Origin of the sequence: Thiomicrospira sp. R3 (genome assembly GCF_029581415.1) — a bacterium.
GTDB lineage: Bacteria > Pseudomonadota > Gammaproteobacteria > Thiomicrospirales > Thiomicrospiraceae > Thiomicrospira.
Genome location: NZ_CP121121.1, coordinates 1,608,942 through 1,624,644, shown reverse-complemented (window position 1 = coordinate 1,624,644; position 15,703 = coordinate 1,608,942). Strand labels below are relative to the sequence as shown.

Here is a 15,703-nt window from a genome sequence, read left to right as displayed (position 1 = left end):
GTTTAATCATTCTCCTTGTTTTTTGTGCAGCAGGCTTTTAACGCTTTATGACATAATCGGGGTTTATTGTCGAAATGGAAAAAGCCATGAAACTCGCCCTCCGCGTTCAGACCGCAGCCATTTTGTTGTTTGTTTTCTACGGACTAAGCCATGCGGCTAGCCAACAAGGCTATCCAAACCCCGCCCAAACCTTTTCACTTCAAAACCAAACCTTAAATTATCACCCGCTCGGTGAAGGACATCACACAGTCTTATTACTGGGCGGCGGCCCTGGTTTTAGCAGTTGGAACCTAACCCCAGTGCAACAACACCTCGCAAAAAACTACCGCGTACTTCTAATGGATATGCGTGGCACGGGTGAAAATCGCACCCCACTTGAAAACCTTGATCGCCTACTTGATCAATGGGTGGAAGATATTGAAGCCTTACGCCGCCACGAACAAGCCGGGCAACTTATTCTTATCGGCCATTCCTGGGGCGCACTAATGGCACAATACTATGCACGCGAACATCCAACACGCATTGCGCGCTTGGTTGTGCTTAATCCGGTCGACCCGGATCGTTTAGCCATGCGTAATCTTGTCCAGCGTATAGATGCAAGACGCCAACAAGCAGGCCTGGTTGATGAGCATGACCCATGGGATTTGCCCGCCCCGCTTGACCCTAAGGCGCTGGTTCAGCAGCAACTCGACCAAGTGCTTCCCACCTATTTTCATTCTATTGAACAAGGGCAAAACTATGCGCGCCATTTTGGCGTTAATGACTTTTCGCTTGAAATAAATCATGCTATTTGGCCCCAGTATCAGGCAAATCCAATTGACGCTGAGTTTTTGCAAACCCTGGCTAAACGCCGTGCGATTGAGTTTATCAGTTGCCAACAGGACCTTTTAATGCCTGAAGCCTTGCAGGGTTACCAGCAGATTCTACCCGCGATGTCTTTTCAGGTTTTAGAGCAATGCGCTCACTTTCCCTGGGAAGAAACGCCGGGGCCTTTTTTCACCGCCCTAGACCAAGCGATGACCAGCCAGCCACCCGAAGATGATTTTAGTGATCTATCTGAAGCCGATCGTGCTTGGTTAATGGATGATTCAGGGTTAGATTTATTGCTTGATGCACTCGCCGCCACCGAGTCCAACGCACGCTTTATCGAGCCTTTTTCACTTGATGAACACTATTCCATGCGAAATCAAATTGAGCTCACCGAGCAGAGCCTTAAAACCGGCTGGGCGGATTTAATCCAATGCCATGCTAACCTTGATGCCGTAGCTCAATTACAAATAGTCTATAACGCTGAACACACACGCCATATTGAAATTCTAAGCCAACAATCGATTGACCTGGCCTGGGTTGAAGGCTCAAGCGTGCAAATGCAAGGATTGAATCGAGGCGCACAAATTTGTATCTATGCTCAAACCCTTGCGCTTCAAGCCCATGATCAAGGCTATCTGTTAGAGCGTGGGCCATTTATGCGCCGATTTTTAGATGGCTACTTTCCAATGCATGTTGAGCTAACCATCAACTGGCCTGGCCTAGCGCTCCAACCAAAACACATTCTCCCTGTGCCACAACCAGGCCTGGTAGTCACTCAATCTGACCAAGCGCTCAGCCTTAACTATTGGTTTCAAGGCCAACTTCGACCTCATATTTACTTCAACAAGCCCAAACCGCCAGGATAAAAGCCTGCAGAAACCAACAATAACCACTAAAATAATAAGATTACAAATGGTCACAAAAGGTTAGCATTCACTATGTATACTTCTGAACGCGATAAACTCCGCCAACATTATGCGGATATTTGGCAAAAAGCGCGGACTAACCAACCGCTTGATGCGCTGGAACAACAAATAGCCCAGGTTATTGAGCAACACCCTCAATACCATAAAATGCTCGAAAACCGCCAGCACATTAAAAACGAATACCTGCCGGAGATGGGCGAAACGAATCCCTTCTTACATATGGGGATGCATTTAGGCCTTCGTGAACAAGTGGCCACTGACCGTCCTGCGGGCATTGCACAGGTTCACAAAACCCTAACCCTTAAAATGGGTAGTGTGCTGGAGGCAGAACACGCAATGATGGATTGTCTCGCTGAGGCACTATGGAATAGCCAAAAGTACCAGCAAGCACCCGACGAAATCGCCTACAGTGCTTGTTTAAAAAAATTGATTAAAGGATAAAACACCATGTTATTTGACCCGCTAAAACGCGCGCTGCGCAACGGCTTACTTTTATCCATCGCGGTGGGCATTATTGTTGGCTGGCAAGGAGAATCGATCTGGACAGCCTTTACCAGCGCACTCTTCACCTTTGCGATCATCACGCCTGCCTTCTGGCTCTCCTATAAATGGGCCAATAAATTGGCCGCCAAACACCGTACACCAGACGACCAGTAAGCACCGCTTCACAAAACTTGCAAAATTCGCCAATCCCTCTAAAATAGCCCCATCATATAGGTGCGCGGTTTCAATACCGCGTTAAACGGGAAGAGTCGTGAGAACAGGGTTAAACCCAATTCAAATCGAACGCTGCCCCCGCAACGGTGATGGAGAAGACTTTCAAACAAACCACTGGTTCAAACAGGTGCAAGCCACTGAACTGGGAAGGTGAAAGAAACCGCTCCTCAGCCCGGATACCGGCCTCATGACCAAGCTAACTACTTAGCTAACAACCTATTGCGGTGGGCAATACGGAGCGCTTGTAAAATTTTCAACCTTGAAATGCCTGAATCTTATTAGGATAAGTCCGTTTTGCCTTCGTTCATAATTTTTAATATGAATTGAAGGAAGTTTCCATGTTAACAGCAACACGTTTTAAAATTAAACCCCTAATCGCCGCCCTCTGCCTATCACCAGGCCTGGTTGTCGCTGACAATCAACTATCACAAATCGTGGTGACGGCTAACCAAATCGAACAACCGCTTAGCCATATCACGTCCGATGTCAGCATTATTAATGCAGAAGACATAAGAGCACAACGCGCCACATCTGTGATTGAACTGCTAAACACCCTGCCCGGATTAAGTTTCACGCAAAACGGCCCACTCGGTACATCAACCAGTTTGTACACGCGTGGTTCAGATAACCAGCGAACTTTAATTCTTATTGATGGCGTCCGCGCTCAAGACCCTTCGAATATTGGTGGTGCGAACTTAGCCCACTTAATGGTTGCTAATATCGAACGCATTGAGGTTATTAAGGGCGCACAATCTGGCGTTTGGGGTTCAGATGCGGCTGCGGGGGTCATTAACATTATTACCAAACAATCCCTTGAAACCCGCTTGACCCTTGAGCATGGTGCCTATAACACCGGAAAATCCGCTGTTTCAACGGGCTTCACAATCGGTGATGCACGCCTATTTGTAAATGCCGCCCATATTTCATCCGAGGGCTTCAGCGCGCAAACACCCGTCGGCGAAAACCCTAATCAATATGAAAGCAACGGTTATAGAAATACCAACTTATCTGCCAGAGCAATTGTTCCAATAGCTGAAAACCAAACGCTTACCCTAGCTCACAACCATACGCAAGCGCGTTCTGAATATGATGCCTGGGGAGACCCTAATGATGTTAAACGTGCCGATACTCAAACAGACCTCAGCCAACTCAACTATCAATTGGGTTCAACCAAGGTGGCTGGCGAACAATCACTATTTACCACCGAACAACTGGATGATGCAAACCCTGACATCGTCAAAGGTAAAACCCAATCGCTTACCCTATCACACCAATATCAAAACCTTTTGATGGGCGCTAGCTACACACACAATGAAGCGCAGTCCGATAAGTTTTCATGGGGTGCGGGGCAAAACCAGAAGCTTAAAGATAGCACTAATGCAAAATCACTATTCGCAACCCATTCCCACAACTGGAAAAACTTCACGTTCAATGAAGCCCTTCGCTGGGATAACTACAGCAACTTTGGCTCTGAATTGACTGGAAAGCTTGGGGTTAAAATGGTGATCACTGCAAATCAATCCTTAGCACTTAACTATGGCACGGCCTATAACGCTCCCAACATTATTCAAATTTTGAACCCTTGGGGGACGGCTAACCCTGATCTAACCCCTGAAAAATCAGCAGAGGCCAGCATTACCTATAAATTATATGGCTTGACGCTAACCTATTTTGATAAAGAAATTGACGAATTAATTAACTGGGTTGGCGGGCAATACCAAAACATCGACGGCACAACCAAAATAAAGGGTGTTGAAGCCGAATACAAAAAGCGTTTTGAACAATGGCAATTTGCTATTAACTACACCCATCTAGATACCGAAAAAGCCAATGGAGAGCCACTCGCGCGCCGTCCAGATAACCAAGTTGGGTTAAATCTAAACTGGTATGCCACAGACAAACTTGATATTAACCTCAATGGCCAATATATTGGCAGCCGCAGTGGTAATGTCGATTCTGTTACCGAACACTATAGTGTCTGGAACACCGTTATTAACTATGAACTTAACCAAACCACAACGGCTTATTTAAAGGTGAATAACCTAACCGATAAGTATTATCAAACCATTGCCGGTTATGCCACCGCCGCGCGGAGCGCCTACCTTGGCTTAAGCGCGCGTTTTTAAGGAAAAAACCCCATGCCCCACACCCTGATGATTCAAGGCTGTACTTCGGATGCTGGTAAAAGCACGCTGGTGGCGGGCTTGTGTCGGGTGTTGGTGCGGCGTGGTTTTAAGGTTGCGCCATTTAAACCGCAAAATATGGCGCTCAATAGCGCCGTCACCGCCGAGGGTGGTGAAATTGGCCGAGCGCAAGCGTTACAAGCCCAAGCCGCCCATATCGCCCCCACGGTTCACATGAACCCGGTATTGCTCAAACCCAATAGCGATACCGGCGCACAGGTGATTTTACAAGGTCAATCGATTGGCAATCTTAACGCCCTCGACTACCAGGCTTACAAACCGAAAGCAGCGCAAGCGGTGTTCGATTCTTTTCACATTCTGTCAACGCAGTATCCGCTAATTGTGGTCGAAGGCGCGGGATCTCCCGCCGAAATCAATTTGCGCCAAGGCGATATCGCCAACATGGGATTTGCCGAAGCAATCGATTGTCCGGTGATTCTGATTGCCGACATCGACAAAGGCGGCGTGTTTGCGCATATTGTCGGCACATTGGCCTGCTTGTCAGAATCTGAAAGAAATCGCATTAAAGGTTTTGTGATTAACCGTTTTCGCGGCGATATTGCGCTGTTGCAAGACGGTTTAGATTGGTTGGAACAACAAACCGGCAAGCCGGTGTTAGGCGTTTTGCCCTATTTGCATGGTTTACATCTCGATGCCGAAGATGCGGTAGCGTCAAATCACCCAGACACAAACACACCAACCAAAACGGCTAAGTTAACGGCCAAATTGAAAGTCGTTTGTCCGTTATTACCGCACATTTCCAACCACACCGACCTTGATCCGCTGACTCACCATCCGCAAGTGAATTTTCAATGGGTCAAACATAATGAGCCAATTCCGCCGGCGGATTTAGTGATTTTGCCTGGTTCTAAAAATGTCGCGTTTGATTTGAATTTTCTTAACCAACAAGATTGGCTACCCTATTTACAAAAACACCTGCGTTATGGCGGCAAACTGATTGGCATTTGCGGCGGTCTGCAAATGCTCGGACAACGCATCGAAGACCCAGATCAGATTGAATCGGATCAAACCGAACTACCAGGCCTGGCGCTAATGAACTACACCACGCGCTTTTACCCGCAAAAACAACTCATCAATCGCAGCGGTTTATTACAACTACCAGGCCTGGTTAGCCCGGTCAAAATAGCCGGCTACGAAATCCACCAAGGCATCACCGATTTCAGCCACTATACACCCACTATCCAATGGCATAATAACGACATGGGCGATAATGACGACATGAGCGACACCGACGGCGCTATATCGCAAGACAACCAAATCTTTGTCACCTACTGCCACGGCCTATTCGATCAACCCGAAACCCTAACCGCCCTGCTCAACTGGGCAGGCCTGGTGAACGCCGAAACCTTCGACCTCAACCAACAACGCGAACAACAACTCAATCGCTTGGCCGATACCTTGGATGCCCATTTAGATATGGATAAAATACTGGATTTATTGCACTCATAAAGAACTCGGCGTGAGCGACACCGGCGGTTTGCTAAACCCAAATCAGCAAGCGATTGAAGGCAAAGGATAAAAACTATAAAAAAAGCCAAAGCTGAAAGGCTTTGGCTTTTTATTTTTCATGATTTAATGGCTAAATCATATCGCTTTTTAGAGCATGTGGCTTTAGATTGATTTAGTGCAAAAATAGAAATCAACGCAGTCATATTCGCCAGAAGCCATACGTGCTTTAGCCTCTTCTATTGTTGCTGCTGGAGGAACAATAACTTTATCGCCCGGTTGCCAAGCTGCCGGAGTGGCTACTTTGTGCTCATCGGAAGTTTGCATGGCTTTTACAAGACGAACAAACTCATCCATAGAGCGACCGTTACTCATCGGATAATACATCATTGCACGGAGTACACCTTTGTCATCAATGATAAAGGTAGCCCGTACCGCAGACGTATCTGCTGCACCAGGATGCACCATACCGTAATTTTTCGCTACTTTCATATCAAGATCAGCAATAATTGGAAATTCCAAGTCAACACCAAACTTCTCTTTAACATTTAAAATCCAAGCGACATGAGAGTGGTGAGAGTCAATGGACAAGCCAAGTAACTCACAGTTCATTGCATCAAACAGAGGCTTGCGCTCTTGGAAAGCAATAAACTCTGTGGTACAAACGGGCGTAAAGTCCGCAGGGTGTGAAAAAAGAATTAGCCATTTGCCCTTGTAGTCTTCAAGTGTTTTACGACCATGAGTGGTTACAGCATTAAAAGCTGGAGCTGGTTCATTTAAGCGTGGTAATGAAATGATTTGTTCTTGATTTTCCATCTTGTAACTCCTAAATAGACATTTAACCTCAATAAATTAATAAACTTAATATAGGCATAAGATTTATTAACCTTGATTTATATGTTAACCAGCACTTACTCATTAATCAAATTAAATATTTATTACATTTCGATAGCTTTTAACTATTAACTTAAGCATCCTAATAACTGCATCATTTATCAGCATCATTATGGATAGGTTAAGCGCCTACCAAACCAAATCATCTGGGATTTCAAATTTGGCGTAGTAATCTTGGTCTTGTTGCGAGCTGGAATCGTCTTTATCGGCAAACGGAATCAGCACGCTAGGGTCACGCAGTTCGATTTTTTCAACGGCTGTATCGGGTATCAGTAAATACGCACCTTCTAAACGTGCGATACGAATTTTACCTGACCCTAAACGCTGATGGGTCGTGGCGTTTACTTGCAGGGTTTTAACCTGTTTGTCGTCCGCAAAGTTAAAAGCTATCTCACCGCCAAACCCTTTTAGCTGATTAGATTGCAAAATCTGTTTTAACTCAGCTTGTTTAGCGCGCTCAGCTTGCTGCTGTTGACGCTCCAAATTTAGCTGACGGTCTTTTTCTGCCTTTAAACGTTTGGCTTCAGCGACCAACTTAGCGGCGTCATTTTCTGACTGTAGGTCTTTTTGACTTTTCGGTTGTTTGGTTTGCTGATACTTCTCTCTTTTTATCTGTTTGGCCTTATGCTCATTCACCAACCCGGACTTTTTTAACTGATCAAATAACGATCCCGCCATGCTATTTCCTTTAACTAGTCAATTGCGCCATACAAATTGCTCAAAATAAAATTGTAACCTGTTGTGCAGCACCAGTCCACTAGTTCACCCAAAGCCAAGAGAACAACGGCAAACCAGAGAATCAATGATTTAAGCGCACCGATTTAAACGCGCCAGCGGGTCTTGGCGATAGAATAGTTTAAGCTGTTGATAAACTCTTGGAAAATGGCGGTGCAATAGAGCAGGTGCGGTAAAAAAGTATTCACTGCTCACCGCAAAAAACTCCGCAGGATCGGTTGCGGCATAGGCATTGATTGTGGGATTAAGCCCAAATTCAACCTGATGTTGCAACTGGGCAAAGCCTTGGCTAAAAGCCTGCGTCCAGTCTTCACGTTTCATCGATGGGTGAAGCGGTGGCATCCCATTGGCGGCACCATTAAGCATATCTAATTTGTGCGCAAACTCATGCAACACCAGATTGTGCCCAGGCGTGAAGCTACGTGTTTGCTCATCAAAGCTTTGCCATTCGAGCACAACCGGCCCGGTTAACCAAGCCTCGCCCTCTAGTACCTGTTGTTGATGCGATACGACCCCCAGTTCATCCACCTCATCGCGCTCAACGATAAAACCTGTTGGGTAAACAATAATATCCCGCCAGCCTTGGTAGGCACCCAAATCCCATTCTAAAATCAATAAACACGCATGGGCGGCAATTTTGATCTGCATCGCAGAACTTAAAAGCATGCCTTGGGCAACCCTAAGGTTTTTTTGATAAATGAATAGACTTGCGAGTTCACGTAAATAAGCTTTTTGTACCGAGCTTAAACCGCTAAACAGTTTGTCCTCGGCCATTAAGGCATGCCATGGGGCATGAGGGATGGTGTGGCGCTTTAAAATACGCCGAATTTGCCAATGCTTAAACCAATAGATACAACTCAACACGGCTTATTTTTCTTTAGGTGTTCTATAACCCGGCTTTGCAACAATTTCAATATAGCAGCTGGTTAATTGATCGGTTTCAGCTTGATCGAGTGCGGCGTTCATTTCAGCAATATGCAGTTTTTTTGCACTAGCGGCATCGGCACCAAAACGGCAATCGAAATCCCAAAAATCCACATCATTTGGCAGGGTTTTAGCACGCTCACGTTTTAGGTATTTTTTGATCTCATTTTTGATCGCATCAACAAGTCGAGCGGTGGCTTTTTTCTCATGGGTCAGTGCAAAGGTTTTTTTCATGGTTTTCTCAATTTAACAAAGGATTAAAACAATGGATGAATTATAGAGCCTTTTGCTAAATCAGTAGATTTATTCACCTTTAAATGGGTTATTTTTTGTAAACTGAGCACTTTATTTTTAAGGATGCCAAAAAATGAGCGAAGTTGATAAAAAAACCGAATACCACAATATCCGTATGGCACGTAAAAAAGCACAAATTGATGCCGCGATTGCCCGCGCCGACCAGAAAAAGGGTCTGCTACTGGTGATTAGCGGCAACGGCAAGGGTAAATCCACCTCAGCATTTGGTATGGTGGCGCGCGCCTTAGGTCATGGCATGAAAGTGGGTGTATGTCAGTTTCTTAAAAGCCGCACCGATACCGGTGAAGAGGCATTTTTTAGCCAATTCGCCAACTGCGAATGGCATGTTCTGGGCGATGGCTTCACTTGGGACACGCAAAACCGTGAACAGGACATAGCCACCTCGAAAGCCGCTTGGCAAGTGGCGATGAAGATGCTTAGCGATCCAAGTTATGATCTAGTGGTTCTGGATGAACTGACCTATCTACTCAGCTACGATTATTTAGATAAGGACGAGGTTTTAAACGGACTGAGCCAGAAGCCTGAGATGCAGCATGTGGTCGTCACCGGTCGTTCAGCGGTTGCGCCATTGCGTGAACTCGCCGATACCGTTTCTGAAATCAAAGATGAAAAACACGCCTATAAAGCGGGTATTCAAGCCCAAAAAGGCATTGATCTTTAAATGAGGGAGCACGGTGGACAGTTTTTTGCACTGGCGCAGCAACTCGGCTATAGCAATGAGCAGGCTTTGATGAAGCTCATTGATTTATCGGCCAGCATTAACCCGATTAAACCGCTTGTCGAACGGCGATTAAACCCAGACTTATTGCGCCACTACCCACCCCTTGACCCGGCGGATTTGCGTGATGCGCTGGCCAAAAAATTTGCGCTCCGTGGCTCACAAATCTGCATCACCAATGGTATTTCTAGCGCGATTCTAAATCTGTTCGCTCACTTTCGCCCTGCTCATACCGTGCTTTACACGCCGATTTACAGCGAATACCAACGTGCTGCGAATATTTATAGCCAACAATCCAGCGAAATATCCCGCCGCGACAACTCGACTTGGTTACATCAACCTGTGCCCAAAAACGCTTGGGTAGTCTGGGTAAACCCTTCTACCCCTGATGGGCATTATTACTCACCCGAACAGCTGGCCCCATTAATAGCTCATTGGAAAGAGCAGGATTGCTGGGTGCTGGTGGATGAGTCTTTTTTGCCGTTTATCGGCTTTGAAGCGACATCGAGTTTTCGTGGTTTACTTAAAGAGTGGCCTAGGTTATTTATTTTACAATCCCTCACCAAATATTACGCCTGCCCGGGTGTGCGGATTGGTGCGGTGTTTGCTCAGTCCGACACGCTTAACCAATGGCCCCAACCCAGTTGGCCGATTTCAACGCGCGATAGCGATTATCTAATCCAGGCGTTACAAGATAGCGATTTTGATAGGCGCAGCCAGGCCTGGTTGTCGGATGCCAAAGTGGATTTGGTCAATCAATTAAGCTCGCATCCATTAATTGAACAGGTGTGTCCAACGAACGCTAATTTTGTGCTGGTTAAAACTCGTCAGCCCGCTCGCCTACTCAGTCTGGGTTTACAACAGCAAGGTATCTTGGTGCGTGCCTGTGATAGTTTTGGCTTAGGCGACTGTTATCTGCGCATTGCGGTGCAAACACCTGCAATTCATCAACGGCTAATTGCTGGACTGAATAAAACCGATGTTGCTCTTTGATCCCGTTTGGATTTTACTGGTTGCGCTGTTTGGATTATTGATTGACCGTTGGGTGGGTGAATTTTTAAACCGCACTCACCCAGTAGTCGGCATCGGCAAACTGATTAGCGGGTTTGAAAAGCGTTTTTACCGCGACCATATCCGCAACGGTGCTTGGTTGGTGCTCTGGGTTTTAGTCTGTTGTGGCGTGCTGGCAAGCATAGCGCAAGGGTTTTTAAATGGCTTGGCGCTGTGGCTCAGCCTGCTACTCGGCTCGGTGCTCGCCTCCATTTTTTTCGCCCACCGTATGCTGTATGACAGTGTGCACGCCCTGCTGAACAACCCAGAACCCCAGCAACCGCTTGCGATGCTGGTCAGCCGTGATACCGCCGATTTAACCCCGAGCGAATGTTATAAAGCAGGCATTGAAACCTATGCCGAAAACCTCAGTGATGGCGTGGTAGCGCCGTTGTTTTATTTTTTATTGCTGGGGCTACCAGGCCTGGTGGTGTATAAAGCGATTAACACCTTAGATTCTATGGTAGGCTATCGCACCGTACGTTATGAGCGTTTTGGTAAGGTGGCGGCTAGGCTGGATGATATCGTCAACTGGATCCCCGCTCGGCTCACCGCACTGCTGATTATGCTCGTGGGGCGCCAAGGCCAACTGAAACATATTTGGCAACAAGCGCGTGACCATGCCAGCCCCAATGCGGGCTATCCGATTAGCGCCATGGCTTGGGTGATTAAGGCACAACTCGGCGGCCCCACCCGCTATTTTGGCGAACTCAAGGCGAAACCTTATTTTGGTCATCCGCAAGACCCGCGCTCGGTGGGGACTTGTCATCTAAGCGCCGCCTTAGGCTATCGCACAGCTATCGATTTTTGTTTAGTGTTAATCATTTTAATAGGATTAGTGTTTTATGTGGTTTAACGCGGTTTTCAAACACAGCACTTGGCTGCTGGTCAGCCTATCGCTGTTTACACAAACTTTGCAAGCGCAAACGATTGAACCGGTACAACGCATCATCTCGCTGGCGCCGAGCCTAACCGAACTGGTATACTCAGCCGGCGCTGGCGCTCAATTGGTCGGCGTGGTTAATTACTCAGACTATCCTAACGATGCACTAAATAAAGCCAATGTAGGCAGCTACAATGCGCTCAATCTTGAGCGCATTATTGAGCTAAATCCTGATTTAATTCTCGCTTGGGCCTCGGGCAATAAACCACAAGATATTGCGCGTTTACAAAACATGGGCTTTAAGGTGCTGGTGCGCGACACCCAACAACTGGCCGACATTCCCAAGCTGATTGCAGAAATTGGACGCCTAACAGGTAACAGCCACACAGCGAATGCCGAAGCCAAGCGTTTAAGCGACCAACTCACCCAACTTAGCCAAGACTATCAGCACGCCTCACCCATCAGTGTGTTTTATCAGGTATGGCATCAACCCTTAATCACCGTCAATGGCGAACAGTTTATTGGTCAAGCGATTAGGTTATGTGGCGGGGTCAATGTCTTTGCTGACCAAACCGCGCTCGCCCCAAAAGTCAGTCGTGAAGCGGTGATTAAAGCCAACCCAAACTTAATTCTACTAGGCGGTATGGGTGAAATGCAGCAGGCCTGGTTAGCTCATTGGCGAGCCGTGCCTTTTTTACAAGCCACCCAAAACCAACATCTATTTACCTTAAATGCCGACCAATATCAACGCCCAACCGCCCGCTTAATTGACGGGCTGGCGCCGTTATGTCAGTTAATAGACCAGGTACGCCAGGCTAATCAAGCCGAACATCACAAACAGCTCCATTAACTCTGTCATCATCCCGGCGCTATCGCCGTTCATTCCGCCCAGTGTGCGCAAAATAATCCAGCGAACCCAAAACCAAACCGCTATCAATACCACCAGGCCTGGTTGTAAAACCAGCACAAAACCGACACTTAGCGCCCACCAAATCCAAACCATCGGTCGATTTACGCAGCGAAACATCGACTCCGCCATGCCATTTTGACTGGCATAATCCGTGGTCATCATCAACACCAGCGAACTCACTCTGGCCAGGAGCGGAATAACCAGCAACCAGAGTGCTAAATCCGCGTTCAACAATTCAACCAATAAAACCCACTTCGCCAACAGCAGCAACCCTATCGCCACCCCGCCACCGGTGCCGATACGGCTGTCTTTCATTACCTCTAACGCACGTTCACGATGGCCACAACCGGCCAGCCAACCATCCGCAAAGTCAGCCGCGCCATCAATGTGCAGCGCGCCGGTTTGCCACACCCACAACACCAAAACCAACAGCGCTACCAGCGTGCTGGGCAACCCACTATTTAGCAAACTCACACCCCACAGCACACCACCGATCAACAGCCCAATGACCGGTAACCAAGCTAAAGCGCGCCCCATATCCTGTTCGGACACCTCGGCAAACTGCGGTGTTGGCCAGCGGGTGAAAAACTGCAACGCCAACCAAAAGGGTTTTAAAACCTGCGTCATGGAATTAGCCTTTTACTTTATCGCCAAGCAAGGGTTGGATTAAACAGAGTTGTGCAAAAACGCCCTGCTCGGTGGGATACACCTCAAACCCAATCAGCGTGCCATAGTGTATTTTCAACTGAAACAAAGCGCTATTGCTCAAACCCAACACCTGCTGCAACACCAAACGCATTGGCCCGCCATGGGTAATACACAACACATCCTGCTGCAACGCCACTAGCTCTAACCAGGCCTGGTTAATCCGCGCCTGCATCACATCAACGGTTTCGGCTTGGTCTATCGAGTAATCAAAAGGGGCATCGTAATAGGCTTGCAAAGCGTGAGCGTCAATATCCGTTACGCTACAACCATCCCAAGCACCCCAATCCCGTTCTTGCCAGTTCGCATCAAACTGCAAAGGCAAATTTGTCTGCTCAGCTAAATCTTTAGCCAAGCGTGCGCATCGCTGCAGCGGTGAGCTAACCAATCTATCCACCCGCAACCTCATCAAGGCTGGTTGCAAGCCTAATGCACTCTCAGCGTCCGCCAAACAATCTGTGCGCCCCATAAACGGTGTCGGCGAACCATTCGTCAATAAAGCGGGATGGCGAACCAGATAAATTCTATTCATTATTAGACCAAATTAAGATTCTGACACCGCGGCCTCAGCAAACGTCGCCATTTGATTGTGTAACCAGCAGGCCTGCTGCACCAAGGGCCAAGCCAGCGCTGCGCCCGAGCCTTCGCCTAAGCGTAAATCCAATTGCAACAATGGCTGCGCCCCAAGCGCATTCAAACAAACCTGATGGGCCGGTTCCACCGACAAATGACTAAAAATCCACCAATCCTTTGCGCCTGGGCACAACTGTTCGGCTACCAGTGCCGCCGCGCTGCTAATCACCCCATCCACCAATACCGGCAAACCCAATTGCGCACAGCGAATATAGGCCCCGGCTAACGCCGCTATTTCAAAGCCACCGAACGTCGCTAACACCGCTAAAGCATCCTGTGATTCCACCGCCGCATGCTTTTCCAATACCTGCGCCAAAATAGCCCTTTTACGCTCAACGCCGGCACTATCCAAGCCTGTGCCAGCACCGACTAACGGAGCTAGCGCATGACCGGTCAATTTAGCAATCAACAAACTGGCGGCACTGGTATTACCAATCCCCATTTCACCGCCGATAAAACAATCGGCCTGGGCTGCAAATGCGCGTTCTGCCGCCTGTTTACCCGCTTCTAACGCCGCTAAACATTGCGCATGACTCATTGCCGCCTGGTCTAAACTTGATGCCGTGCCCTTCGCAACCTTGGCGATAACCAGGCCTTTATGCCCTTCAGGGTAGGGTTGTGGTTGGAAGTCCGAACTCACACCGACATCAACCACTTCAAAATCCATATGCTGTTGCTTCGCTAAAACAGCAATCGCCGCCCCACCGTGCAAAAAATTATGTACCATTTGCGCGGTGACTTCGGCTGGAAATGCCGATACGCCCGCCTGCGCCAAACCATGATCGCCAGCAAACACACTCACCCAGGCCTGGTTCATCTTAGGAAATTCTCTGGCCTGCATCGCCGTCAAGCGCACCGCTAATTCCTCTAACCGCCCCAGCGAACCTGCCGGTTTGGTGAGCTGGGTTTGACGCAATTTTGCCGCTTGCTTGGCCGCTTGGTTAAGCGGTTGAATAGATTGGTGAAACCAGCTACTTTGTTCCATTTCCCTGCCTCGTTTTGGTAATTATTTTACTTTTAGCGCAATACCGGCCACCATCAGCGTGACCTGATCCGCTAAAGCGGCGATTTGCTGATGCAAACGTCCTAAACTATCCACATAATCACGCGATAAGGCGCCCATGGGCACCACACCCATTGAAATCTCATTGGATACCATCCACAACTCGCCATCAAACGATTTTAAAGCCGCTAAAAACTCGTCAACAGGCGTAAGGTTGATGGGAGGATAGGTTGCAAAACACTGCATCAACCATAGCGTTAAGCAGTCTATAATCACTTTCGCACCCTTGGGTTGACAGGTCAGAGCAGTCGCCAAGTCGGTGTCAATTTCAAGAGTCTGCCAATGGTGTGGACGTTGAGCTTGATGATGGGCAATGCGTGCTTGCATTTCAGCATCGTGAATTTGCGCGGTGGCAATATAACAGACGGGGTCAGGGGTCGCAGCGGCGAGTTGCTCGGCATACCCACTTTTACCCGAACGCGCGCCACCTAAAATAAAATGAACAGCCAAAACACCTCCCTTTATCGGTGGTTGAAATGTATTAAATCGGGGGGAATCATTTTTCAATGCCGATTATTATACACACTTCACTTTTCATCATCCCTAAAGCCGGCATATCTGGCTGTTTTAAAAGCTTCAGCAACAACATCGCAAAGCGCCTGCCTACGTCTGGGTTTTCTAGCACTTCCATTGAAAGCTTCTCATGGTCGGTCATGGCGTCCAGAACAGTATCAATTACACGCTTTGGATACAGGCCATGCATAACCTCTTCTGGGGTATGGACTGGCTAGAATCCTTCGTACACAAAGACACGTTAAAATGTGACTGAA

Annotated in this window: 18 protein-coding genes and 1 riboswitch; of the genes, 9 read left to right on the top strand and 9 right to left on the bottom strand. The window is 47.7% G+C overall.

Annotated features, from left to right (window positions below):
• Positions 1 to 86: 86 nt before the first annotated feature.
• From P8S55_RS08230 to P8S55_RS08210, 5 genes are all read left to right on the top strand, one after another.
• On the top strand, positions 87 to 1,676 hold the full coding sequence (locus P8S55_RS08230; protein WP_289223740.1) for an alpha/beta fold hydrolase: 1,590 nt from the start codon (positions 87 to 89) through the stop codon (positions 1,674 to 1,676).
• Between the two features lie 72 nt (positions 1,677 to 1,748).
• Entirely contained in the window at positions 1,749 to 2,177 is a 429-nt protein-coding gene (locus P8S55_RS08225; RefSeq protein ID WP_289223739.1) for a DUF1841 family protein, read from the top strand.
• A gap of 6 nt (positions 2,178 to 2,183) precedes the next feature.
• Entirely contained in the window at positions 2,184 to 2,393 is a 210-nt protein-coding gene (locus tag P8S55_RS08220) for a hypothetical protein (protein WP_289223738.1), read from the top strand.
• 39 nt (positions 2,394 to 2,432) lie between these two features.
• Positions 2,433 to 2,656: riboswitch (cobalamin riboswitch) on the top strand.
• Positions 2,657 to 2,791: 135 nt separating this feature from the next.
• Complete coding sequence (locus P8S55_RS08215) at positions 2,792 to 4,579, top strand: TonB-dependent receptor plug domain-containing protein (protein ID WP_289223737.1); 1,788 nt, start codon at positions 2,792 to 2,794, stop codon at positions 4,577 to 4,579.
• A gap of 12 nt (positions 4,580 to 4,591) precedes the next feature.
• The gene (locus P8S55_RS08210; RefSeq protein ID WP_289223736.1) at positions 4,592 to 6,106 is read left to right on the top strand and encodes a cobyric acid synthase; all 1,515 of its coding nucleotides are present in this window, start codon (positions 4,592 to 4,594) and stop codon (positions 6,104 to 6,106) included.
• Between the two features lie 162 nt (positions 6,107 to 6,268).
• Here the strand turns inward: P8S55_RS08210 and P8S55_RS08205 are convergent, their stop codons facing one another.
• The 4 genes from P8S55_RS08205 to P8S55_RS08190 form a co-directional block, all read right to left on the bottom strand.
• On the bottom strand, positions 6,269 to 6,919 hold the full coding sequence (locus tag P8S55_RS08205) for a peroxiredoxin (RefSeq protein ID WP_289223735.1): 651 nt from the start codon (positions 6,917 to 6,919) through the stop codon (positions 6,269 to 6,271).
• 207 nt (positions 6,920 to 7,126) lie between these two features.
• On the bottom strand, positions 7,127 to 7,675 hold the full coding sequence (locus tag P8S55_RS08200) for a DUF2058 domain-containing protein (protein ID WP_289223734.1): 549 nt from the start codon (positions 7,673 to 7,675) through the stop codon (positions 7,127 to 7,129).
• A gap of 129 nt (positions 7,676 to 7,804) precedes the next feature.
• Positions 7,805 to 8,596 (bottom strand): M90 family metallopeptidase, encoded by a 792-nt coding sequence (locus tag P8S55_RS08195; RefSeq protein ID WP_289223733.1) that lies wholly within the window; start codon positions 8,594 to 8,596, stop codon positions 7,805 to 7,807.
• A gap of 3 nt (positions 8,597 to 8,599) precedes the next feature.
• Positions 8,600 to 8,890: a DUF6172 family protein gene (locus P8S55_RS08190; protein ID WP_289223732.1), complete on the bottom strand. Its 291-nt coding sequence runs from the start codon at positions 8,888 to 8,890 to the stop codon at positions 8,600 to 8,602.
• Between the two features lie 133 nt (positions 8,891 to 9,023).
• Between P8S55_RS08190 and cobO the strand changes: the two genes are divergently transcribed.
• The 4 genes from cobO to P8S55_RS08170 are packed head-to-tail and all read left to right on the top strand — an operon-like array spanning position 9,024 to position 12,472.
• Positions 9,024 to 9,632, top strand: a complete 609-nt coding sequence (gene cobO / locus P8S55_RS08185; RefSeq protein ID WP_289223731.1) for a cob(I)yrinic acid a,c-diamide adenosyltransferase — start codon at positions 9,024 to 9,026, stop codon at positions 9,630 to 9,632.
• On the top strand, positions 9,633 to 10,682 hold the full coding sequence (locus tag P8S55_RS08180; protein WP_289223730.1) for an aminotransferase class I/II-fold pyridoxal phosphate-dependent enzyme: 1,050 nt from the start codon (positions 9,633 to 9,635) through the stop codon (positions 10,680 to 10,682).
• A complete protein-coding gene (gene cbiB / locus P8S55_RS08175; protein WP_289223729.1) occupies positions 10,669 to 11,595 on the top strand; it encodes an adenosylcobinamide-phosphate synthase CbiB in 927 nt (308 codons plus the stop codon). The genes P8S55_RS08180 and cbiB overlap by 14 nt, the downstream gene beginning before the upstream one ends.
• Complete coding sequence (locus P8S55_RS08170) at positions 11,585 to 12,472, top strand: cobalamin-binding protein (RefSeq protein ID WP_289223728.1); 888 nt, start codon at positions 11,585 to 11,587, stop codon at positions 12,470 to 12,472. Before cbiB ends, P8S55_RS08170 begins: the two co-directional genes overlap by 11 nt.
• Here the strand turns inward: P8S55_RS08170 and cobS are convergent.
• The 5 genes from cobS to P8S55_RS08145 are packed head-to-tail and all read right to left on the bottom strand — an operon-like array spanning position 12,416 to position 15,636.
• Positions 12,416 to 13,159, bottom strand: coding sequence for an adenosylcobinamide-GDP ribazoletransferase (cobS, locus tag P8S55_RS08165; RefSeq protein WP_289223727.1), 744 nt, complete (start codon positions 13,157 to 13,159; stop codon positions 12,416 to 12,418). The genes P8S55_RS08170 and cobS overlap by 57 nt on opposite strands.
• A gap of 4 nt (positions 13,160 to 13,163) precedes the next feature.
• Positions 13,164 to 13,769: a histidine phosphatase family protein gene (locus tag P8S55_RS08160; RefSeq protein WP_289223726.1), complete on the bottom strand. Its 606-nt coding sequence runs from the start codon at positions 13,767 to 13,769 to the stop codon at positions 13,164 to 13,166.
• 12 nt (positions 13,770 to 13,781) lie between these two features.
• Positions 13,782 to 14,855 (bottom strand): nicotinate-nucleotide--dimethylbenzimidazole phosphoribosyltransferase, encoded by a 1,074-nt coding sequence (gene cobT, locus P8S55_RS08155; protein WP_289223725.1) that lies wholly within the window; start codon positions 14,853 to 14,855, stop codon positions 13,782 to 13,784.
• Between the two features lie 21 nt (positions 14,856 to 14,876).
• Positions 14,877 to 15,383: a bifunctional adenosylcobinamide kinase/adenosylcobinamide-phosphate guanylyltransferase gene (cobU, locus tag P8S55_RS08150; protein ID WP_289223724.1), complete on the bottom strand. Its 507-nt coding sequence runs from the start codon at positions 15,381 to 15,383 to the stop codon at positions 14,877 to 14,879.
• 46 nt (positions 15,384 to 15,429) lie between these two features.
• Positions 15,430 to 15,636: a hypothetical protein gene (locus tag P8S55_RS08145; RefSeq protein ID WP_289223723.1), complete on the bottom strand. Its 207-nt coding sequence runs from the start codon at positions 15,634 to 15,636 to the stop codon at positions 15,430 to 15,432.
• Positions 15,637 to 15,703: the final 67 nt, after the last annotated feature.